19 protein-coding genes are annotated in these 20655 nt (G+C 60.4%); 10 read left to right on the forward strand and 9 right to left on the reverse strand.

Annotated features, from left to right (window positions below; all coding sequences use genetic code 11):
• Positions 1–1236 carry a cytosine deaminase gene (codA, locus tag LIY45_RS23050; RefSeq protein WP_017476162.1) on the forward strand — a complete coding sequence of 412 codons (1236 nt, stop codon included), beginning with the start codon at positions 1–3 and terminating at the stop codon, positions 1234–1236.
• Between the two features lie 2 nt (positions 1237–1238).
• On the opposite strand, the gene LIY45_RS23055 is transcribed toward codA, so the two are convergent.
• The 6 genes from LIY45_RS23055 to LIY45_RS23080 all read right to left on the reverse strand — a co-directional run bounded on the left by LIY45_RS23055 (position 1239) and on the right by LIY45_RS23080 (position 8989).
• Entirely contained in the window at positions 1239–3389 is a 2151-nt protein-coding gene (locus tag LIY45_RS23055) for a lipase family protein (protein WP_226477709.1), read from the reverse strand.
• Between the two features lie 25 nt (positions 3390–3414).
• Positions 3415–4038: a hypothetical protein gene (locus LIY45_RS23060; protein WP_017476166.1), complete on the reverse strand. Its 624-nt coding sequence runs from the start codon at positions 4036–4038 to the stop codon at positions 3415–3417.
• Between the two features lie 7 nt (positions 4039–4045).
• The gene (locus LIY45_RS23065; RefSeq protein ID WP_226477710.1) at positions 4046–4888 is read right to left on the reverse strand and encodes a DUF4123 domain-containing protein; all 843 of its coding nucleotides are present in this window, start codon (positions 4886–4888) and stop codon (positions 4046–4048) included.
• Positions 4888–6930 (reverse strand): type VI secretion system tip protein TssI/VgrG, encoded by a 2043-nt coding sequence (gene tssI, locus LIY45_RS23070; RefSeq protein ID WP_226477711.1) that lies wholly within the window; start codon positions 6928–6930, stop codon positions 4888–4890. Before tssI ends, LIY45_RS23065 begins: the two co-directional genes overlap by 1 nt.
• A gap of 311 nt (positions 6931–7241) precedes the next feature.
• Positions 7242–8231, reverse strand: a complete 990-nt coding sequence (locus tag LIY45_RS23075) for a diaminopimelate epimerase (RefSeq protein ID WP_226477712.1) — start codon at positions 8229–8231, stop codon at positions 7242–7244.
• Positions 8228–8989 (reverse strand): FadR/GntR family transcriptional regulator, encoded by a 762-nt coding sequence (locus LIY45_RS23080; RefSeq protein WP_017476170.1) that lies wholly within the window; start codon positions 8987–8989, stop codon positions 8228–8230. Before LIY45_RS23080 ends, LIY45_RS23075 begins: the two co-directional genes overlap by 4 nt.
• 234 nt (positions 8990–9223) lie before the next feature.
• Here LIY45_RS23080 and LIY45_RS23085 point away from each other — a divergent pair, with 234 nt between their 5' ends.
• Genes LIY45_RS23085 through fucP form a run of 7 tightly spaced genes read left to right on the forward strand, consistent with a single transcriptional unit; the run spans position 9224 to position 15421 of the window.
• Entirely contained in the window at positions 9224–9964 is a 741-nt protein-coding gene (locus tag LIY45_RS23085) for an SDR family oxidoreductase (RefSeq protein ID WP_226477713.1), read from the forward strand.
• A gap of 28 nt (positions 9965–9992) precedes the next feature.
• The gene (locus LIY45_RS23090) at positions 9993–10838 is read left to right on the forward strand and encodes an ureidoglycolate lyase (RefSeq protein WP_226477714.1); all 846 of its coding nucleotides are present in this window, start codon (positions 9993–9995) and stop codon (positions 10836–10838) included.
• A 20-nt stretch (positions 10839–10858) separates the two neighbouring features.
• The gene (locus LIY45_RS23095; protein WP_226477715.1) at positions 10859–12136 is read left to right on the forward strand and encodes an L-fuconate dehydratase; all 1278 of its coding nucleotides are present in this window, start codon (positions 10859–10861) and stop codon (positions 12134–12136) included.
• Positions 12137–12174: 38 nt separating this feature from the next.
• Positions 12175–13035, forward strand: a complete 861-nt coding sequence (locus LIY45_RS23100) for an amidohydrolase family protein (RefSeq protein ID WP_226477716.1) — start codon at positions 12175–12177, stop codon at positions 13033–13035.
• On the forward strand, positions 13032–13805 hold the full coding sequence (locus LIY45_RS23105; RefSeq protein WP_226477717.1) for an SDR family oxidoreductase: 774 nt from the start codon (positions 13032–13034) through the stop codon (positions 13803–13805). The genes LIY45_RS23100 and LIY45_RS23105 overlap by 4 nt, the downstream gene beginning before the upstream one ends.
• On the forward strand, positions 13802–14149 hold the full coding sequence (locus tag LIY45_RS23110; RefSeq protein WP_226477718.1) for an L-rhamnose mutarotase: 348 nt from the start codon (positions 13802–13804) through the stop codon (positions 14147–14149). Before LIY45_RS23105 ends, LIY45_RS23110 begins: the two co-directional genes overlap by 4 nt.
• A gap of 51 nt (positions 14150–14200) precedes the next feature.
• Entirely contained in the window at positions 14201–15421 is a 1221-nt protein-coding gene (fucP, locus tag LIY45_RS23115; RefSeq protein ID WP_226477719.1) for an L-fucose:H+ symporter permease, read from the forward strand.
• Here the strand turns inward: fucP and LIY45_RS23120 are convergent.
• Positions 15363–16184: a helix-turn-helix transcriptional regulator gene (locus LIY45_RS23120; RefSeq protein ID WP_226477720.1), complete on the reverse strand. Its 822-nt coding sequence runs from the start codon at positions 16182–16184 to the stop codon at positions 15363–15365. The two genes, fucP and LIY45_RS23120, sit on opposite strands and share 59 nt — an antisense overlap.
• A 92-nt stretch (positions 16185–16276) precedes the next feature.
• On the opposite strand from LIY45_RS23120, the gene LIY45_RS23125 reads away from it, so the two are divergent.
• Together LIY45_RS23125 and LIY45_RS23130 are read left to right on the forward strand one after the other, a co-directional pair.
• A complete protein-coding gene (locus LIY45_RS23125) occupies positions 16277–16522 on the forward strand; it encodes a hypothetical protein (protein WP_226477721.1) in 246 nt (81 codons plus the stop codon).
• Positions 16523–16800: 278 nt separating this feature from the next.
• A complete protein-coding gene (locus LIY45_RS23130) occupies positions 16801–17952 on the forward strand; it encodes an MFS transporter (RefSeq protein WP_017476180.1) in 1152 nt (383 codons plus the stop codon).
• Between the two features lie 45 nt (positions 17953–17997).
• On the opposite strand, the gene LIY45_RS23135 is transcribed toward LIY45_RS23130, so the two are convergent.
• Both LIY45_RS23135 and LIY45_RS23140 read right to left on the reverse strand, forming a co-directional pair.
• On the reverse strand, positions 17998–18612 hold the full coding sequence (locus LIY45_RS23135) for a type III secretion effector protein (RefSeq protein ID WP_226477722.1): 615 nt from the start codon (positions 18610–18612) through the stop codon (positions 17998–18000).
• A 919-nt stretch (positions 18613–19531) separates the two neighbouring features.
• Positions 19532–20515 (reverse strand): type III secretion protein, encoded by a 984-nt coding sequence (locus LIY45_RS23140; RefSeq protein ID WP_226477723.1) that lies wholly within the window; start codon positions 20513–20515, stop codon positions 19532–19534.
• Positions 20516–20655: the final 140 nt, after the last annotated feature.

Genomic DNA, 20655 nt, shown 5'->3' on the forward strand with positions numbered 1-20655 from the left:
ATGCACATCATCAACGCCCGCCTGCGCAACCGTGAAGGCCTGCATGATCTGCACCTGGAACACGGCCGGATCGCCAGCATCACCCAACAAGGCGCTGCTCCCATAGCCGGCCCCGACGACCTGGACGCCGCCGGCAACCTGGTGGTACCGCCCTTCGTCGAGCCGCACATCCACCTCGACGCCACCCTGACCGCTGGCGAACCCCGCTGGAACATGAGCGGCACACTGTTTGAAGGCATCGAGTGCTGGGGCGAACGCAAGGCCACCATCACCCTGGAAGACACCAAGACTCGCGCCAAGAAAACCATCCAGACCCTGGCCGCCCATGGCATCCAGCATGTGCGCACCCATGTCGACGTCACCGACCCGGACCTCACCGCACTCAAGGCCATGCTTGAAGTGCGCGAGGAAAGCGGCCACCTGATCGACCTGCAAATCGTCGCCTTCCCCCAGGAAGGCATCGAGTCCTACCGCAATGGCCGCGCGTTGATGGAAGAGGCTATTCGCCTGGGCGCCGACGTGATCGGCGGCATCCCGCACTTTGAATACACCCGCGACCAGGGAGTGAGTTCGGTGAAGTTCCTGATGGACCTGGCCGAGCGCACTGGTTGCCTGGTAGACGTGCACTGCGACGAAACCGACGACCCGCACTCGCGCTTCCTCGAAGTGCTGGCCGAAGAAGCCCGCAGCCGCGACATGGGCGCACGCGTGACCGCCAGCCACACCACAGCCATGGGCTCGTACGACAATGCCTACTGCGCCAAGCTCTTCCGCCTGCTGGGGCATTCGGGCATCAGCTTTGTCTCCTGCCCCACCGAAAGCATCCACCTGCAGGGCCGCTTCGACACCTTCCCCAAACGCCGCGGCGTGACCCGGGTCAACGAACTGCTGGAGGCCGGCATGAACGTCTGCTTCGGCCAGGACTCCATCGTCGACCCTTGGTATCCACTGGGTAACGGCAACATCCTGCGGGTGCTGGAAGCCGGACTGCATATCTGCCACATGCTCGGCTACCGCAACCTGCAAAGCGCCCTCGACTTGGTCACCGACAACAGCGCCAAGGCCATGGCCTTGGGGGATCGTTATGGCCTGGAACCGGGACGTCCGGCGAACCTGTTGATCCTGTCTGCGGACAGCGACTATGAAGTTATCCGCAGCCAGGGATTGCCGTTGTATTCGATTCGTGGAGGCAAGGTGTTGATGAAACGCCGACCGGCGCAGGTGGAGTTTTTGTAGGCTCAGGTGATTGAGTCGATGTCGAGGGTTTGCGGCTTTCCCCAGCCGTCATCCGGTTGTGGCGGGATGCTTGCCACCTGGGTGAGTTCGCGGTTTTGCGGATGAGCGAACCAGCGTTTCAGGCTGGATTGCAGGGTGGGGGATGAAGCGTGGCTGCCATAGACGTCGCGGGCCTGGAGGTGGCGCCAGCGGAGGGTTGCCAGGCGGTCGCGACTACTTTGCAGACGATCAGCTTCGATGCTCAAGGCCTGAATATCTTCATAACCGCGCTGATTGGCCGGGCGACGACGGTCCAGTTCGCGCTTTTTGTCCCGTAATTGTTGCCGCATGGTGATCAGGGCTCTTTCAATCAGTTCAAATTCACTCGCAGTCACCAGTGTTCCATCGACGTCCACGGTTTGCTGCCAACGACGTAGCGTCGCCCAGGCCGCTGGGATGTAGCTCACGGTCATAAAGTGCTGTTTGTATTGGACTAGCTGGTTGATCAGGTTTGCGCGGTCTGGCATGTCACCGCTGAGTTGAATCGCGCGATTGCATGCGGCTTCTTCGATCGACTCACAGCCAGGGTTCCACACTATCGAAGACTGCGTGCCGTCGGGCAAAGAAATCGGCATGAAATGCTGCTGCGCGCCATGGTGCTGATAGGGGTTGCCGCCCAGGCGAACCAAGCCAAGCGCGAACAGCAAGCCTCCCGGCGCAGGATTGCTGAACAGGGCAACGAGCCCGGGAATCCAGACTTTTGCGGTTGTGTTCATCCAAGGTGCCGGGACGCTAGGTACCGGGTCGTTATGGTTGACAATGCGGTGATGCACCAAGGATGAAGCACCGTCAGTGAATTCAGAGTCGGCGGCGCGGGGAGCGCCATAGGTGTAAAGAAGGACGTTACGGTCGTAACCTGGAATTCGCCGAAGAGATTCTGCCAGTAGCAGCGCTATGGCGCCGCCGAGACTATGGCCACATATTATGATGCGTTGGCCTATGTAGAATCGGTCGAGGTAATGCAGCGCAAAATCACGCATCGCCCGATACGCGCCATAAAAGCCCTCATGAGCCTTACCAACACCATCGACAAAAGCGACTTGGTGGGCATTTGCGTCCCGTAGCCCATCGGAAGGGCTTGCAGTTCCCCGTACTGCGATCAGGATCACATTGTCGTGATGGCTGATAAACGCCTGAGTGTCAGTGCCATTCTCCTCGTCATCAAAAAAATGGAGCTTCGCTGGGTGGACCTGGCCCTCTCCCTGCTCCGGTCGATTTTGCTCATACAACTCAGGATCAAAAGGTACGACCTCGAATCGTTGAGAGTACGGCACGTCTTCATACACGGGATAAAAGTGTTCCACCTGGTCGGAATCGAACTTCCAGGCCTCCTGATAGCCCGACAGTTTTTCGGAAAAAATATTGCCAACACTCGGTTCCACGGGAAAACTGACCTGATCCATCGGCGGAGTCGACGGTTCTTGCCCAAAATCGCAATAACTCAACGTGGCCATAAGTGCCAGCTGATAAAGGTTCAAAGCACAGAACTGGTCTTCAACCGACAACAACGGGCGTAACGCGCGCAGCGGCCGTACCTCCAGCACTGTGTGCAGGTCAGGAAATAAAACTAGCCCTGTCAGCTTAGGCTGAGGTGGTCCGAATCCAAGTTCAGCCAACATTCGGAGCGCATGTCGCGGTGGTTGATGGGTTCTGGGCGCCAAGGGAGGCAAATGAGCAGTGTGCAAGACCAAGTCGCTGACCTCGACTTGGTAGAAATTGCCTGTTTCCCGCCGTGCCGGATTTCGCTCGACGCGCTCCCCGTTTACACATGAGAAACGCGTCTGTTCAGCTCGGACCTGAAGTTCGGTGATAGGTAGTGGACAACAACCACGCCTTTGCAACGTTTCGTAGTAATCCCCGCTCATTTCATATGGAGCATCGAAGATCAGAACCACAGGCCCTCGATATGGGTTGTCCAACTTTGCGAAACCGTTCCCATCCAAACGACCTGCATATTGTTGACCCGTGCTGTCAAAAACCTTGTACGCAAGACCTCCATAAGCATTTCCGTCACCTGATTCGTCCACAAGACAAAAACTCAGCCAACATCTACGCACTGCACAAGCCGGCATTTTTTCGCTAAAAAAAGGTTGTTTCCATTCTGTAAAAGCCATCGCTGAATCTCCTTATTCAGTAAAGTTAAAGATAAGTACGCTCCTCATCAGATTCCCCAAACACGACCCGCACCGTTTTACCGTTCAGCTCGTTACGCTGCACGCGGCCGCCCGTTGCTGTCGTTGGCGGCAGTCCTTTTGCATCCACCAAGTTGCATTGAAATACGTTATCAGTCGTCTGCGTTGGCCCTGCTGGCCTGAGTAACCACTGACACGTTCCCGGTACCTCCAAAGTGCCTGGCCCCGGCATTCGAGACATATTGGGTTCCACCCAATCATGCACACCGACAAACGCAAAATCCCCCCCGCCATCCGCCAAGTGCTCAGCCGACTTCGCATAGACATCAAACGTCATGTAACGCAGCACTAACGGACACCCATTCACCCTCTCCGTCAGAGGCAACTCAAAGCTCACCCGATTCGCCGCCGGCTTCTCGAGAGCATCGAATATCTTGATCTCTGGCAGATCACCTGGACGCCATCGTAAAGTGCAAGTCTCACCTGTTGCGGGGACGTAAGTTGCATCGCCTCTGAGTCTGTAATTCGCCGGCAAATCGACTTCCAGGGTGAAACTGTCCGCCGGTTTCATCGCACAGCCAGAAACAGCCAGCCCCCCACAAACGAGCAAACCTCGCCACACGCTCAACATAAATCCTCTACGCATCCTGCTGCTCCCGCTCCACCCGACGCCACTCCCCAACCACCCGCTGAAAATGATCCTCAGCCACTTCCCCCCGCATCGGCTGCCATCGAATAAGCACGTCCCCTGTGGCTTCCACCAACCGCCGCACGACCAAAAACTCCAGCTGTTCCGGCCTGTCCCATTGCCAAGCCCGCGCTTGCTCCAGCACCTGTTCCAGCCAGATTCTCGGGTTCTGAAATTCAGCCAGTTGACTGAGCGCCTCGCTGTACTCAGCCAGCAGATAACGCAGGATGTTGGCCTGCAGAATCGCGCCTGCCTGTGGGTTCGGCACCTCCAGCCACGGCGCAGGATCGGGCACCGGATATGACCCCGGAGCCGGGTTATCGACACAGCACCAACGCTCACCCTGCCAGTAACACACGCTGATCAGCGGCCCGAGAAAAACAGGCCAGTCCTGAGCAGGCAGGTGAACCAAGGCCCGCGCCAAGGTGCGGTTATCGTGGAAGCGGTACAGCGCCTGACTGCCCGTCGCCCCCACCACCAACCTCTCGCGCCAGTGCCGGGTAACACCCGATAAATCATCACCAGGCAGGCTGCCCAACCATCCCCAGTTACGCTGAGGGTTTTGCAACAAACCCACCAATCCGGGTTCGTTGACATGGTCGAGCAACAGGAGCATCGGACCATCCGCCGCCATTTCCGATGCGACGGTTTCGCCATAGAGGCTGCAATACTCAGCCACCGTGCGTGTCGCCAGCAGTAGGCCGCGCGCATCGCTTTCACCCTGTAGAACCAGGCAAAGCCGGCGCCCTGCCTGCTGCTGTTCAGCCATCCACTGGCCAGGCGCGATCTCCATCAAGCCGCCCTCCCCGTGAATTCGCACAGGCCTTCACGGCAGCGCTCGCACACTGGACAGAAGTCCGCATCCAGTCTTCTGGCCAGCTCCATGACTGCGCCTTGGATAACCGAAACCTTCGGCCCATCCGCTACAAAGGCGGACGAAGCAGCCACGTCACCCGGTCCCACTGGGTTGGCTGTACGAGTCCCGGCAGGCACACCGCCCAACGTGATCGGCCGACTGCTGAAAATCCCTCCGGCCTGTATCAGCAAATGCTCACCACCCGCCTTGAAGCTCAACTGCGCACCGGCATCGATAACCAGGTTGGCGCCCGCTTTGAGATGGACCTGTTGCCCCGCTTCGATCACCAGGGTCTGGCCGACATGCGTCTGGCTGTTGCCCTGCACCTGCAAGTGATCATCAGCCCCAAGCCGAACCTTGCGGTCGCCGGCGATGCTGCGGTGGTCCTCGTCTCCCAGGGTGGTCGTACTCAAGCCTTGGATGGTTTCCCGACGTTCGCCCACGACTTCCAGCCGACTGTCGTGGCCTACCTGCTGTTCCAGGTCGCGTTGGGCGCGCAGGTAGATGAGTTCCTGGCCGCTACGGTCCTCGAGGTGCAGCTCGTTGGCCCCCGCCCCGCCTGGGGAACTGCGGCTGCGCAGAACGCTGCGGGTCTTGTGTTGCGGCAACGGATAGGCAACCGGTTGCAACGTGTTAGGCAGGCAACCATTGATCACTGGCCGGTCCGGATCACCTTCGAGGAACGTCACCAATACCTCCATGCCCACGCGCGGGATCATCACCGCGCCAAAGCTGTCACCCGCCCAGCCGGTTGCCACCCGCACCCAACAACTGCTCTTCTCGTCGTTCTTGTCCAGCCGGTCCCAGTGAAAGCGAATTTTCACCCGCCCGTGTGCGTCGCAATGCACGTCCTCACCCTCGGGGCCGGTGACGATTGCGGTCTGGCTGCCGCTGATACGCGGTTTGGGGTGCGTGATCGGTGGGCGGTGAGCGGCACGCCAGGGCGTGGCGGTAAATCGATTGCGATAGCCTTGGAATGCCTCGACATCCACCACCGCCTCCTCCAGCACCTGCGGTTGATAGCCTTCGTGGCGCACGCTGGTGATCAACCACAAGTCATTGCAGGAGAGGTCCGGGTGGTCGCGCAGTTCCAGGAAATGCCCACTGCGCAAAGCCGGCTGATCACTGCGACCCAACGCCCGATGACGGCCCCGCTGATGACGTTCCAGGCTCCGTCGGGCCAACTGCGAACCTCGCAGGTGCCCCGTGAACCCCGCTGGATATTGATAGTCCTCAAGTGCCGGGGAAGAACCGGCCTGCTCCTGCAAGCGCAATGATGGATGCTCGAAGTCATGGTCGCGCCGGACAACCTGAGTGCTGCGCGTGGCCAGGCGCACATCAAAACGCTGGATTACCAGTGCGCCGGCAGTTGGGCCACCGGCCGCACAATAGTGCTGCGTCGGCAAACGACGGAACACCGTCTGATCATCACCAAACACCAGTACATGGCCGTCCAGACTGTGGCGAAAGTGGTAGTGGATGCCCTCTTCCTCGCACAGCCGCTGGATAAAATGCAGATCGGTTTCCGCGTATTGCACACAGAACGTACGTGGCGGGTACACCACCGGCCCCAATTCAAAGGCATAGGCATCGGCGAAAATACCGTGCTGTTCAAGCACCGCCGCGATGATCTGCGGCACGCTGCGCTGCTGGAAAATCCGCTGGTCGCAACGATGGGCCAGATACGCCAGACGCGGAGCAAGGGTCAGGTGGTAGCGGGTCAGCCGCCGGCCCGGGTCTTCCCGGCCAATGGCATAGATCTGCCCGTGAAGGCCTTCACCCGGTTCACCAAAATCCAGATAGGCCGGTTGATGAAGCAGCTTCTCCAGATCAAGGCCGGGGTTTTCACTGACCCACTGCACTTCAATGAAAAAAGGCTGATCGATACTTTCGCTGCCTTTAAACGCCAGTACCTGAAGTTCCTGTTTTATTCCTGCGACGATCAGTTTGAAGCGTGACGAAACAAGCGTGTTGAACATCCGTTGTTACCCGCCATTCATTGTCGAGCTGAAATGGCTCTTCCACAAAACGCAGAGAAAGCCACCCAATTCGAAGCCGATAAAAAGTGCCTGAACCCCAGGAATACTAGCGATTTCAGGCGAAATTCGGCCGCTTCAAAATAAAAAAGAAGATTCGCACATCGATATTGGAAGGGTCTTTTATCAATTACAGAAATGCAGTTAAACAGCCAGTACTCACTAACAGGAATACTCTTACACCGCCATTCACTAGGACCGCCTGTTTATAGAGAAGCGACTGACAAAGATAATTAAGCCAGCCACTGCGTCTTTCAAACTTCCTGCAGCCGCGCAGTCCCGAACAGGCTAACGCTCAACAACTCACCCGCCTCTGCTTGCAACCGCACCGGTGCCGTACCGCCCGGCATCACCACCGCCACCTCACCTGTCGTCACCCATCCTACAGACCACGCGGCACATGCCACCGCACTGGCGCTGGTCCCGGAGGACGCCGTCGGTCCCTCACCACGCTCAAACACCCGTGCGATCACGCGGTTGCCTGAATCCCGGGCGACCCATTGCAGGTTGACCCCGGAAATACAAGGTTGGCCGGCCCCGGCAGGTGGTGCAAAAGCAATCGCTCTCAGCGGATCAAACAACGCTGGCCGATGCATCTGCGCGTTGTCCGGCAACACTGACGCGTCCTGTACCAGCGTCACACAGTGAGGATTGCCCACACGCACAAACTGGCTGTGATTCCACTCGGGGTTGAGCGCAGCCAGTGGCAAAACCTGGCTCACCTCGGTCCCCTCAAGCGACACGACCGCCACACCAACCGCCCCTACCGCCACAGGCCCGAATTCGGGTCGCCCCAACGCCAGCCAGAAGCCCTGGACCTGTTCGTACTCCGCAGGCTCAACCCGCGTAACCACTGGAGACAGTGCGTCCGTCTTGTCGTGATGCACACGCAACTCACAGCCTTGCGCCATCAATCCCTGGTCGGTCAATGACTGGGCAAAAATCGTCAGGCCATTGCCACTGCGTTCGGCCAGGGAGCCGTCAGTGTTGACGATCAACAGGTCAAAGGGCGGCACGGCCTGAAACGGCCCCACCAACAAACCGTCACAACGATGCGCCTTGACCTCTGCCGGGCGCGGCAACTCACCCCAACCGCACTCGGCGGCAATGGCCGCCAATGCCCAAGCACCCCGGGTGCCAGCGGCCAAGTCGGCGCGGCCCGGCACGTCGATACCCTTGTGGCGTAACTGCGCCGGGCTTACCACCCCGTAGATATTCCCGCGAGCGTCGTAGAACAGGGTCATTGCGCCGTCCGCATAAAGATCCGTACCACCTCTTCCAGGTGCTTGCGCATGGCCTGTCGTGCACCTTCCGCGTCTCGTTGTTCCAGTGCATCAAGGATCTTGCGGTGCTCGTCTTCCGAGCGATGGGGCATGTCGTCCGAGGTGTAATGCGCCTGTAACCGCTGGAACATGCTGCCGTAGCGATGCCCCAGCAGGTGCGCAATCATCAGCGCATAGGCCGGATTGCCCGAAGCCTGGGCGATGCGAATGTGAAACAGGCGATCGCCCGGGTGGGTATGGGAGCCTTCGCGGTTGTCCTGCACGTTACGCTCGAACGCCTCGCGGATACCCGCGAGTTCCTCGTCAGTGGCGTGTTTGGCCGCCAGCGCGGCGGCTTCCGGCTCAATCAGGCGCCGGGCCTGGAGCAGGGAAAACGGCGGAATCTCGGCGTTGAAATCGACGTGCAGGTTGAGTTCCGGGTCGAACTCTTTCCATTGATCCCGGGTGGCCTGGGCCATTACCGGTTCCTGGCTGACTTTCGGTTGCACCGGTTCGCACACCAGCACGCCGTTGCCCACTCGCACGTCCACCAGCCCGATCACCTCCAGGGCAATCATCGCTTCGCGAACGGAGGCGCGACTCACGCCCAGCAGCTTGGCCAGCTCGCGCTCAGCCGGCAGACGACTGCCCGGCGGAAATTCTCCGCTGTCGATCAACGCCCGCAACTGGTCGGCAATTTGTCGATAAAGACGTTGGTTATCAATCACTTGAAATGGCATCTAGGCTCAGCTCGATTCATGCACGGCACGGTCCAGGTGATCAACCCGCGAAAAAGCCGCTTGTTGACCGGGAAGACCCATGCTAAAAATTGGATCAATGGCCTGACCATTGGATCGTTTCCAGTGTGCTGATCATAGCAAACCCACCACAGTTCGCTATGCCGCAGATGCAGGCGTTTCACGCCCTCAATGGCCTGACCATTGAGCCAATAAGAACAATCAAGGGAGTCTGTCATGGACCTCACCGGTAAACGCGTGCTGATCACCGCTGCCGCCCAGGGCATTGGCCGCGCCAGCGTCGAAGCCTATCTGGCGGCCGGCGCCGAAGTGATTGCAGCCGACATCAATCAACAGGCGCTCGCTGACTTGTCGGGCACGCAAACGGTCTTGCTCGACGTCACCGACGCCAGCGCGATCCAACGCCTTGCTGCCGAAATCGGCCCGCTCGACGTGCTGTTCAACTGCGCAGGCGTGGTGCACGCCGGCAATATTCTTGAATGCCCGGAAAGCGACTGGACGTTTGCCCTGGACCTGAACGTCACCGCCATGTATCGCATGATCCGCGCGTTTCTGCCGGGAATGCTGGCGGCGGGCGGCGGTTCGATCATCAATATGTCGTCGGTGGCCTCCAGCCTCAAGGGCGTGCCCAACCGCTTTGCCTACTGCGCCAGCAAGGCCGCCGTCATCGGCCTGACCAAATCCGTCGCGGCAGATTTTGTCACCCAACGCATTCGCTGCAACGCCATTTGCCCCGGGACCGTGGAGTCCCCTTCGCTGCAGCAACGCATCGTCGAACAAGCCCGTCGCGAAGGCCGCCAGCAGGATGAGGTGTACGCCGCCTTCACCGCCCGCCAGCCGATGGGACGCCTGGGCACGCCCCAGGAAATCGCCCAGTTGGCGCTGTACCTTGGCTCCGATGCCAGCGCGTTTACCACCGGCACCACCCAGATTATTGACGGCGGCTGGAGCAACTGACCGCCCACTTCTAATAAGAGGATTGCTCATGAAATTGCTGCGCTATGGTGAAAAAGGTCAGGAACGTCCGGCCTTGCTGGACGCTGATGGACGTCTGCGTGATTTGTCCGCTCACATCGGCGATGTCGCCGGTGACGCCCTGCTCCCGCAAAACCTCGCTCGCCTGCAAGAACTCGACCCCGCGAGCCTGCCTCTGGTGCCGGGCAATCCGCGTTTGGGCGCCTGTGTCGGCCAAGTAGGAAAATTCATCTGCATCGGCCTGAACTACGCCGATCACGCCGCCGAAACCGGCGCACCGATCCCTGAAGAACCGATCATCTTTAACAAATGGACCAGCGCCATTGTCGGCCCCAACGACAACATCGAAATCCCCCGCCACTCCACCAAGACCGACTGGGAAGTCGAACTGGGGGTGGTGATCGGCCAGGGCGGTCGTTATATCGACGAAAGCCAGGCCATGCAGCACGTGGCCGGCTACTGCGTGATCAACGACGTCTCCGAACGCGAATTCCAGCTGGAACGCGGCGGCACCTGGGACAAGGGCAAAGGCTGCGACACCTTCGGCCCGCTGGGACCGTGGCTGGTCAGCCAGGATGAAATCGCTGACCCGCACCAACTGTCGATCTGGCTGGAAGTCGACGGCCATCGCTACCAGAACGGCAATACCCGCACGATGATTTTCCAGATTCCCAAATTGATCAGCTACCTCAGCCAGTTCATGAGCCTGCAACCGGGGGATGTGATTTCCACCGGCACCCCGCCCGGTGTCGGCCTGGGGATCAAGCCCACGCCGGTCTACCTCAAGCCTGGGCAAAAGATTCGCCTGGGCATCGAAGGCCTAGGCGAACAGAACCAGATCACGGTCGACGCCTGACAAGAACCAAGGAGCCGTTCATGACCACCATTACCGCGATTCGCGTCGAAGATATCCGCTTTCCTACGTCCCAGTCCCTGGACGGTTCCGACGCCATGAACCCGGACCCGGACTACTCGGCCGCCTATGTGATTTTGCAGACCGACAACCCGGCCCTTGAAGGCCATGGCCTGACCTTCACCATCGGCCGTGGCAACGAGATCTGCTGCGCCGCAATCCAGGCCATGCAGCCGCTGCTGGTGGGCTTGACCCTGGAATGGATCGCCGAAGACATGGGCCGTTTCTGGCGGCATGTCACCAGCGACAGCCAGTTGCGCTGGATCGGCCCGGACAAGGGCGCCATCCACCTGGCCACCGGCGCGATCGTCAACGCCGCGTGGGATTTGTGGGCCAAGGCCGAAGGAAAACCCCTATGGCGCCTGGTGGCCGACATGAGCCCGGAACAGTTGGTGCGGTGCATCGACTTCCGCTACATCACCGACTGCATCACCTCCAGCGAAGCCCTGGCCTTGCTGCGCCAACGCGCCGAAGGCAAGGCTGAGCGCATGGCCGACCTGCAAGCCAATGGCTACCCCTGCTACACCACCTCGGCCGGCTGGCTCGGTTATGGCGACGAAAAGCTGCGCAGGCTGTGCCAGGAAGCGGTGGATGCCGGGTTCAACCACGTCAAGCTCAAGGTCGGCCACGACTTGCAGGACGACCTGCGCCGCGTGCGCATCGCCCGCGAAGTACTGGGCCCGGACCGCCAACTGATGATCGATGCCAACCAGGTGTGGGAAGTCGACACCGCCATCGATTGGGTGCGCGAATTGGCGTTTGCCAAGCCGTGGTTTATCGAGGAGCCCACCAGCCCTGATGACATCGAAGGCCATCGCAAGATTCGCCTCGGTGTAGCGCCGGTCAAGGTCGCCACCGGCGAGATGTGCCAGAACCGGATCATGTTCAAGCAGCTGATCATGCGCGAAGCGATCGATGTGGTGCAGATTGACGCCTGCCGCCTGGGTGGGGTGAACGAGGTGCTGGCAGTGATGCTGATGGCGGCCAAATATGGCCTGCCGGTTTGCCCGCACGCTGGCGGCGTTGGGCTTTGCGAGTACGTGCAGCATTTGTCGATGATCGATTACCTGTGCATCGCCGGCACCCACGACGGCCGGGTGATTGAGTATGTCGACCACTTGCATGAGCATTTCGAGGAACCTTGCGTGGTGCGCGGCGCGGCCTATCTACCGCCCAAGGCACCGGGGTTCTCGATCCAGATGAAAGCCGCGTCCCGGGAGCAATACCGCCACCGGCCGTGACCTGAAGCACACCTTTGATTGGACGGAGCACAATAATAATGTCGTCCCCATCACCTCTGAGGCTCGATGCGCACCAGCATTTCTGGCGCTACCGGGCTGCTGATTATCCGTGGATCGGTGCGGCTGAGGCTGACCTGCGGCGGGACTTTCTCCCACAGGATTTGCGGCCGCTGCTCGACGCTGCCGGCCTGGATGGCTGCATTGCCGTGCAGGCCCGCGCCGGCGAGCAGGAAACCGATGTGCTGCTGGAAATGGCGCGGCAGTACCCGTGGATACTCGGCGTCGTCGGCTGGGTCGACCTGTGCGACCCAACCCTGGAACATCACCTGGAACAGTGGCGCGACGCGCCGAGACTCAAGGGCTTTCGGCATCAGATTCAGGACGAACCCACGCCTGCCAGTTTCATGGCTGACCCGGGATTCTCCCGTGGCCTGCAGCACCTGCAGCAACAAGGCTACGTCTATGAGGTGCTGATCCGTTGCGCCGACCTCGACGCCGCCACCGCCCTGTGCCAGCGCCACGACCAGCATCATCTAGTGCTGGATCACCTGGGCAAGCCCGACATCGCCAACGGCCCGGCCGGTTGGGCCGAACACCTGGCGTCCCTGGCCGCCCTGCCCCACGTCAGCTGCAAGCTGTCGGGCCTGCTTACCGAAGCCGGGCCCGAGCAACGCAACGCCCGAGCCCTGCGCCCTTACATCGAACTGGCACTGGAACTGTTCGGCGCCGAGCGCTTGATGTTCGGCTCTGACTGGCCGGTGTGCCTGCTGGCCGGCGAATACCAGGGCACCTGCCAATTGCTGCAGCAGACCCTCGGCTCACTGTCACCCAAAGAACAGCAGGCCATCTGGGGCGGTACCGCCCAGCGGGTCTACCACCTTGAAGGAAACTGCCCATGAATCTGCATTTGCAGGACCGCGTGATCATCGTCACCGGCGGTGGCTCGGGGATTGGCGCCGCCATCTCCCTGGGACTGATTGCCGAAGGCGCGATCCCGGTGATTTTCGGTCATCAACCCTTGTCGCCGGCCTTCGCGGCTGAGCTTGAACAGCAAGGCCAAAGCCACTTCATCCGCGTCGAGTTGCGCGATGAAGACGCCTGCCGCGCGGCCGTCAACGAAGTGCAACAACGCTTCGGGCGCATCGATGGCCTGGTGAACAACGCCGGCGTCAACGACGGTGTGGGGCTGGACGCCGGGCGTGCCGCCTTTGTCGAGTCCCTGGAAAAGAACCTGATTCACTACTACTTGATGACCCATTTGTGCCTCGACGCCCTCAAGGCCAGTCGCGGGGCGATCGTGAATATCAGCTCCAAGACGGCCCTCACCGGCCAGGGAGGCACCAGCGGTTATACCGCCGCCAAAGGTGCGCAGTTGTCCCTGACTCGGGAATGGGCGGCGTCCTTGCTGGCGTTCGGCATCCGGGTCAATGCGGTGGTGCCTGCCGAGGTGCTGACGCCGTTGTACCAGCGCTGGATCGATGGCTTCGATAACCCCGAAGCCAAGCTCGCCGCCATCGTCGAAAAAATCCCCTTGGGCAAACGGATGACCACCCCCGAGGAGATCGCCGACAGCGTGCTGTTCCTGCTCTCACCCCGCGCGTCCCACACCACCGGGCAATGGCTGGTGGTGGACGGTGGCTACACCCATCTGGACCGAGCGCTGACATGAGCGGCCAACGTTACTGCCTGGCCCTGGACCTGGTCGACGATGTGGCATTGATCGACGAGTACCAGCAGTTGCATCAACGCATCTGGCCTGCCGTGGCCGAACATCTGCGCAGCCAGCACATCCTCGAGATGCAGATCTGGCGCCTGGGCACGCGGCTGTTCATGGTCATGGACACTGCAGCCGGGTTCAGCTTCGACGGGCTGGACCACGCCGCACGCGCCAACCCTGAAGTGCAAGCCTGGGAAACCCTGATGTGGCGCTTCCAGGCGCCCACACCGTGGACTGATCCTGGCGGCAAATGGCAGCCGCTGACGCAGATTTTCAGCCTCACCGACCAAACCTAGTACCCGCTGCATCGCACGCCTTGATCCCATAAAAACAACAGGAGAAGCGTCATGTTAAGCAAAGACACACACCTGCCTGGCACCCGCGCGGTGCCGACCTATCGCTGGGCACTGATGCTGGTGACCAGTCTGTTCTTCCTTTGGGGCTTGTCCTACGGTTTGCTGGACGTCCTGAACAAGCACTTCCAGGAAGTGCTGCACGTCAGCAAGGCCCAGTCCGGGCTGTTGCAAGGTGCGTATTTCGGCGCGTATTTCCTGATCGCCCTGCCAGCGGGGCTGCTGATGGACCGTCACGGCTACAAAGCCGGGATCCTGTTGGGCTTGTGCCTGTATGCAGCAGGCGCCTTGCTGTTCATGCCGGCGGCGGCCGCGGCGAGTTTTCCATTTTTCCTGTTCGCGCTGTTCGTCATCGCCTGCGGCCTGGGCTGCCTGGAAACTGCCGCCAACCCGTATGCCACGGTGCTGGGCGAACCCCAGGGCGCCGAGCGGCGGTTGAACCTTGCGCAATCCTTCAACGGCCTTGGTCAGTTCTTCGGCCCGCTGATTGGCGGCGCGATGTTCTTCAGCGCCGGCAGTACGCCGGCCTCGGACATGAGTTCGCTGCAAACCACCTACGTGGTGATCGCCGTGCTGGTGTTGCTGGTGGCGCTGTTGATCGCCCGCACACCGCTGCCAGATCTGCGCGCCCAGGAGCAAGCACTGCAACCGGTGGCCGGCAAGGGGCTGTGGCAGTATCCGGAGTTTGTGGGTGGGGTGATCACGCAGTTTTTCTACGTGGCGGCCCAGGTCGGGGTCGGGGCATTTTTCATCAATTACGTCACCGAGCACTGGGCACAGATGGGCAGTCAGCAAGCGGCTTACCTGCTGTCGATCGCGATGCTAGCCTTCATGTTCGGGCGTTTTTTCAGCACCTGGTTGATGGGGCGGGTCAGCGCGCAAAAGCTGCTGCTGATGTATGCGCTGATCAATATCGCGCTGTGTGCGCTGGTGGTGATAGGCCTGGAAGGCCTCTCGGTGATCGCGCTGATTGCGGTGTTCTTCTTTATGTCGATCATGTTCCCGACGCTGTTTGCCATGGGCGTGAAAAACCTCGGGCCGCATACCAAGCGCGGCAGTTCGTTCATGATCATGGCGATTGTCGGCGGCGCCCTGATGCCCTACTTGATGGGCAAGGTGGCGGATAACAGCACGGTGGCGCTGGCTTATTTGTTGCCTATGGGCTGTTTCGTGGTGGTAGCGGTGTATGCCCGTAGTCGGTTGCGCCATCCATGAAGTACCGCCCCGGCGTCGTCCCAAACGTGCGCCGGAACATGGCAATAAAGGCACTGACGTTTTCATAACCCAGGTCCAGCGCAACCCGGGTGACCGGTGCGTGCGCCGCCAGTAACTCCAAGGCGCGCAACAACCGCGCACGCTGGCGCCATTGGCTGAAGGTGAACCCGGTCTCGGCGACAAACCGCCGGGCCAGCGTACGCGGGGATACGCTGGCCCACTGCGCCCATTGCTCCAGCAGGCGGTTGTCGCTCGGGTCGTCGGCCAGCGCCTGGGCGATGCGCAACAGCCGCGGGTCCTGGGGCAGCGGCAAGCCAAATGGCTCCTGGGGCAAGCCGGCGATTTCATCAAGGATCACCTGGGCAATTCGCGCCTGTGGCGGCGCCAGCAGCGGCTCGGTCCAGGTTGCTGCGCGTCTGACAGCCTCCAGTAACAAGGCCGACGTGGCGATAACACATGTCTGTTGCGGCAGACCCGCACACACCTGAGGGTCGACATACACACTCCAGCCATCAAACGGCCCGTGGGAACGCAGGGAGTGGGAGCAATCAGGCACGATCCACACCGCGTGAGTAGCAGGCACCACCCAGTGCTGGTGCGCCGCCCGGACCGACAGCAAACCGCGCTGGGCCCCAAGCAGCTGACCCCGGGCATGCTGATGGGGCGCGGTGGTGCGCTCGACGGGGCTGCTACGCAACGTTGCCACCAGCAAGGGACCGCCGATTGCATTGGCGAGTTGAGGTGATACGAGGGTGGGTGGCATATGGCAGCTTTACCGTATTGAATGACCCGAATAAGGCAGTGTAACCACATGTGTGCGCCTAGACTGCGGATTCATTCATTGAGGACTCCGTCATGCGTGCAGAAGACTTGCTTCCCGATCATCTCGACCAAGGCCAATTCAATGGCGTGACAGTGCGCAAAGGTACGGTGGGGGCATTCCTCGCCAACGCCAGAACCTGGTGCGATCCGGCCACTCCGGGCGAACAGCGATTGCTGGCCGAACAGGACATGCTGGAGGCCCTCCCCGCATTGCAAGCCCTGGGTTTGTTTGAGGTGTTGCAGGTGCGGGATACCGAGCTGGCCCGGCTGCTGAAGTGAGAGGGTCGGCCTGGAAGGTGGTAATCCACCACAAGAATCCCGGGGTTCGCCAGTTCTCGCGGGGATTACGCACCTTCCAGACCACCTCGCACAACAGACGATTACTCGTCCTACAGGCTGATAGTGGTTGGGACGGCCAATCGCGTTCCATGCTCCTGGAAAAAATTGTTGGCGCTGTGTTCAGGCATGCCAAGGGAACCCGGCTCGCTCGATACGGCCTGATGTGCAAGGATGTTGCGCTGCACATCGTTCGTTGAACGCAAAACCAAGGATTTGTCATGACCGCCATCAGCACCCCAGCGCCCGTGGTACCCGGGCGGCTGGAACAAATGTCCACCCGCATCGCGTTTTTTATCGCAGGTTTCGGCATCGCCGCCTGGGCACCGCTGGTGCCTTATGCCAAGGCCCGTGCTCAACTCAATGAGGGCACCCTGGGCCTGTTGCTGCTGTGCCTCGGCGTAGGGTCGATGATCGCGATGCCGGTCGCAGGGGCCCTGGCCTCTCGCTTTGGCATCCGGCGAGTGGCCACCGGCGGGACAATCCTGATCTGCCTGGGCCTGCCGATGCTCGCCACCGTCACCTCGGTTCCGCTGCTGATGGCTGCGCTGTTTGTATTTGGCGCCGGCCTTGGCACGGTGGACTCCACGGTCAACCTCCAAGCGGTGATGGTCGAACGAGCCAGCGGCAAGACCATGATGTCGGGCTTTCACGGGCTGTTCAGCCTGGGCGGGATTGTCGGTGCGGCGGGGGTCAGCGGGTTGCTGGGGTTGGGGTTATCGCCGTTGCAGGCCACCCTCGCCGTCATCGTTGTCATCGCGGTGGCCTTGCTCAAGGCCGGGCCACACTTGCTGCCCTACGGCAGCGAAAGCTCCGGGCCGGCCTTTGCCGTGCCCCACGGCGTGGTGCTGTTTATCGGTTGCCTGTGCTGCATCGTGTTTCTCGCCGAAGGCGCCGTGCTGGATTGGAGCGCAGTATTCCTGAGTGCCGAGCGCGGCCTTGACGAAGCCTATGCAGGCCTTGGCTACGCAGCCTTTGCCTTGACGATGACCGTCGGGCGCCTTACAGGTGACAGGATTGTTCGCCGCCTGGGGGCGACCCGGGTGATCGTGTTCGGTGGCGCTCTTGCAGCGGCCGGTATGTTGCTGGCGACGCTGTTTCCTGCGTGGGAAACCGCCTTGCTGGGGTATGCCCTGGTAGGTGCCGGGTGTTCGAATATCGTACCGGTGCTGTACACCGCCGTCGGCAAGCAGACCGTCATGCCGGAACACATTGCCGTGCCCGCCATCACCACCCTGGGTTACACCGGCATTCTCGCCGGCCCTGCGGTGATCGGCTTTATCGCCCATGGCAGCAGCCTGAGCACAGCCTTTGTGCTGATTGCCGTGCTGCTGATCGGTGTGGCGATCAGCGGGAAAATAGTGCGGGTTTGACGGGACAACCCCATAACGCCTCATTCGTTGAGGCGTTACCCCGGACTATCTGGTTTTATTGTGCTCGAGCCAGCGATCAAGGGTTTTGTTACTGAGCCAACCCTCTTGATGATGGCTGCCAAAAATACGCCGACCACTGCCGTGGGCGTTTTTCAGGGACTGCAATAACCCGGGCCGGTCCACAATATTCTTCGCCATATACACCTGCTGTTCATCGTATTTTTTTCGCGCCAGCCCAGAGGCGGGGTCCAGGACGGGTTTACCCTGGCTGTCGAGTTCGTCGGGGTCCTTGCTCATGGCAACCAGCAACTCGATATTGACGTAGCCGATGTATTCAAAGAAGCCCTTACGGTCCCGGGACCTGTCACGCAACTCGCTAAACATCGCCTTGAATACCTGGACAAGCTCGGCGTTGCTCTTGGCATGGAAAGGGTCCGGGCTGAAGGCACTGGGATCGCTGTTGCCGAACACGACGTTTTCGGCCTGTGCCAGGCTTTCCCGGGTGATGTAGCCGTCCTGGTCGAGGATCGCATCGATCAGCCGCGGACGCTGGACGATCGCCTTGGCGAGCAGGATAGCGCTGTCGGCCTCCCGGCTGGCGCCGAGTTTTTTACTGGCGATTCGTTGCAGTGAAGCCAGCTTCAGTCCGTCAGCTCTCATGGAGTTTTTTCAGCATAGAAAATTGGGCATTCGCCGCGCTCACCAAATCGCTATCCGGCAAACGAATGTAGGGATTGGGCCCACGGGGGCGACTGGCCACATCGTTCTGAAGCCCCAGGTGTTGCAGCAAACTCCTGCAGTGACTCTCTCCCCGCAAAGGAGGCCGATAGCCTGATGACCGGACAGGCGCCCCGCCGGATTGATTGCTGTGCTTTCGGGCAGCCTCACCGGGCTCACTTGAAGCGACGTGAATTGCCCGTGCACTGTCGTCCAGTGCCGGGGCAATACAGGATGAAGCACCGAGCTGCTGGCAGACCGACCCACCGTTGATTTTCATGATTCATTTCCACCCTTTTCCGGTTCCACATTGACCTGGTCATCACGCCGGCAATCGCCGTGTCGCTGATGTGAAAACAGGCCAAAGGTGTGTGGTGTGCCGGTGGCAATGGTTCCGCGATAGAGAAGTGTTCCAATGACAACATGTAAAAACCGAAGAATCAGTCGGCTTTTCGAGCCCCTGGCGAGGTCGGTTTCGTCTCCTGCCAAAGGCCTTTGATCGCTGCGACCATAGCGCCCATCACCGCGCGAAACGGGCATAACCCAGACGCGTGGGAGGCAGGCAACTGCCCGTGAGGCAACATGCCTTTGATGAAGTCGTCAGCCGCCGGGGCCTGAAATTTGTGCTGCCCGGTGAAGTTCTTCACTCGCCGGGCTTCGGCACCCTGCTCGCGATTTATAGCCTGCGGCAAAACATCACAATCAGCCGGCGGATTGCAGGCTGACGGGGGGCCAGGATTGCGTGACCCAAACGACGTTGATGTCATGTCTAAGCCCTCGCTGGGAAAGTAAAAGCAGCGGATTGATCAAGACAGGTCATCACGCCGCGAAAGGGTCGCGGCGTGATCGGGGTAAAACAGGCTCAGCGAGACAGCCAGCGCAGGGCGTCCTTGCCGATCTCGCCGTCATACCGGCGGTCAAGGGCATCCATCAGCGTCAATAAACTTGAGCGCTGAGTGACTTCCCTGGCCAACTCGATCAGTGGGTCCCGCTTCGGGTCCCCCGTGAATTGCGATGCGGCCAAGCTTTTCAAATCGTTGATACTGATGGAGTTTTTCCGGAAACTGCCTTTCAGGGCATTGAATTTCTCCAGCATCTGTTCGGCGAGCTGTTTGTCGGTCTGGTATTTCAACGGGCTGTCGGAGCGAATGACTGCATTGACATCCGCCAGGGTAATCCGGCCGTCCAACCTGCCGGTCTTGCCCTCTCGGTCAAGGGCATCCATCAGTTCCGGGCGTTTGAGCAACGCCTGGGCCAGGGCAATATTTCGATCCGTGGCCGGGTGACCGGTCATCGATTTACCCGCGATCTGCTCCAGACTTTCTTTCGTGATGTAGGACTTGCCCGGCGCCGTGAACGCACCGAAGTTGTCCCTGAGCATCTGGCTGAGCGTGTCGTGGTTGCGGTCGGAAAAATCCGGATCAGGCCTGACCGGCTTCGGAATGCCGATGCCGGGTTGTGGCGGACGGCAGTACCCCGGATTAGGCCTGTGCGGATTGAAAGGGTCAGGACGACCATAACCGGGGCCGGGCCGGAAGGGATTGAACATCGACTGCAGCTTGTGCAGAAAGCTCTGAAGCTGTCCGATCAGCCCGCCCAGGAACGAGTTTGGATGGGACGCCGGGAATGAGCTGTTGGCGGCGCCACGGGGATCCATCGGGCTCTGCGTCGTCGGCCAATTCGAGTACACCGGGCCGGCGCCATTTTGTGGCGCAATGAAACTGATGTGGATCGCCCCCTGCCCGGGAAGTGAGCGTGGCAGCGTCGATGTGGCTGCATCAGGATTGCGCGGCGCGGCGTTATCAGAGGGGTTGGCAACAGATGGGTTGGATACAGTGACCGACATAGGTATCTCCAGTTCGGCGTATTGACACGATTCACTCCCGTCTCAAAGACACCTCGACGATACAAGGTATCCCACGGAAAGTGGGCACCTCCTTGTGTGGTAGACCTGTCGGATTGAGTTCCTGCGGACGCAGAAAATCG

Source organism: Pseudomonas sp. MWU16-30323, from assembly GCF_020515595.1.
Taxonomy (GTDB): domain Bacteria; phylum Pseudomonadota; class Gammaproteobacteria; order Pseudomonadales; family Pseudomonadaceae; genus Aquipseudomonas; species Aquipseudomonas yamanorum.

Excerpts from the sequence above, each read along its gene's own strand:
- codA (WP_017476162.1), top strand. The coding sequence starts at position 1 with ATGCACATCATCAACGCCCGCCTGCGCAACCGTGAAGGCCTGCATGAT.
- LIY45_RS23055 (WP_226477709.1), bottom strand. The coding sequence starts at position 3,389 with ATGGCTTTTACAGAATGGAAACAACCTTTTTTTAGCGAAAAAATGCCG.
- LIY45_RS23060 (WP_017476166.1), bottom strand. The coding sequence starts at position 4,038 with ATGTTGAGCGTGTGGCGAGGTTTGCTCGTTTGTGGGGGGCTGGCTGTT.
- LIY45_RS23065 (WP_226477710.1), bottom strand. The coding sequence starts at position 4,888 with ATGGAGATCGCGCCTGGCCAGTGGATGGCTGAACAGCAGCAGGCAGGG.
- tssI (WP_226477711.1), bottom strand. The coding sequence starts at position 6,930 with ATGTTCAACACGCTTGTTTCGTCACGCTTCAAACTGATCGTCGCAGGA.
- LIY45_RS23075 (WP_226477712.1), bottom strand. The coding sequence starts at position 8,231 with ATGACCCTGTTCTACGACGCTCGCGGGAATATCTACGGGGTGGTAAGC.
- LIY45_RS23080 (WP_017476170.1), bottom strand. The coding sequence starts at position 8,989 with ATGCCATTTCAAGTGATTGATAACCAACGTCTTTATCGACAAATTGCC.
- LIY45_RS23085 (WP_226477713.1), top strand. The coding sequence starts at position 9,224 with ATGGACCTCACCGGTAAACGCGTGCTGATCACCGCTGCCGCCCAGGGC.
- LIY45_RS23090 (WP_226477714.1), top strand. The coding sequence starts at position 9,993 with ATGAAATTGCTGCGCTATGGTGAAAAAGGTCAGGAACGTCCGGCCTTG.
- LIY45_RS23095 (WP_226477715.1), top strand. The coding sequence starts at position 10,859 with ATGACCACCATTACCGCGATTCGCGTCGAAGATATCCGCTTTCCTACG.
- LIY45_RS23100 (WP_226477716.1), top strand. The coding sequence starts at position 12,175 with ATGTCGTCCCCATCACCTCTGAGGCTCGATGCGCACCAGCATTTCTGG.
- LIY45_RS23105 (WP_226477717.1), top strand. The coding sequence starts at position 13,032 with ATGAATCTGCATTTGCAGGACCGCGTGATCATCGTCACCGGCGGTGGC.
- LIY45_RS23110 (WP_226477718.1), top strand. The coding sequence starts at position 13,802 with ATGAGCGGCCAACGTTACTGCCTGGCCCTGGACCTGGTCGACGATGTG.
- fucP (WP_226477719.1), top strand. The coding sequence starts at position 14,201 with ATGTTAAGCAAAGACACACACCTGCCTGGCACCCGCGCGGTGCCGACC.
- LIY45_RS23120 (WP_226477720.1), bottom strand. The coding sequence starts at position 16,184 with ATGCCACCCACCCTCGTATCACCTCAACTCGCCAATGCAATCGGCGGT.
- LIY45_RS23125 (WP_226477721.1), top strand. The coding sequence starts at position 16,277 with ATGCGTGCAGAAGACTTGCTTCCCGATCATCTCGACCAAGGCCAATTC.
- LIY45_RS23130 (WP_017476180.1), top strand. The coding sequence starts at position 16,801 with ATGACCGCCATCAGCACCCCAGCGCCCGTGGTACCCGGGCGGCTGGAA.
- LIY45_RS23135 (WP_226477722.1), bottom strand. The coding sequence starts at position 18,612 with ATGAGAGCTGACGGACTGAAGCTGGCTTCACTGCAACGAATCGCCAGT.
- LIY45_RS23140 (WP_226477723.1), bottom strand. The coding sequence starts at position 20,515 with ATGTCGGTCACTGTATCCAACCCATCTGTTGCCAACCCCTCTGATAAC.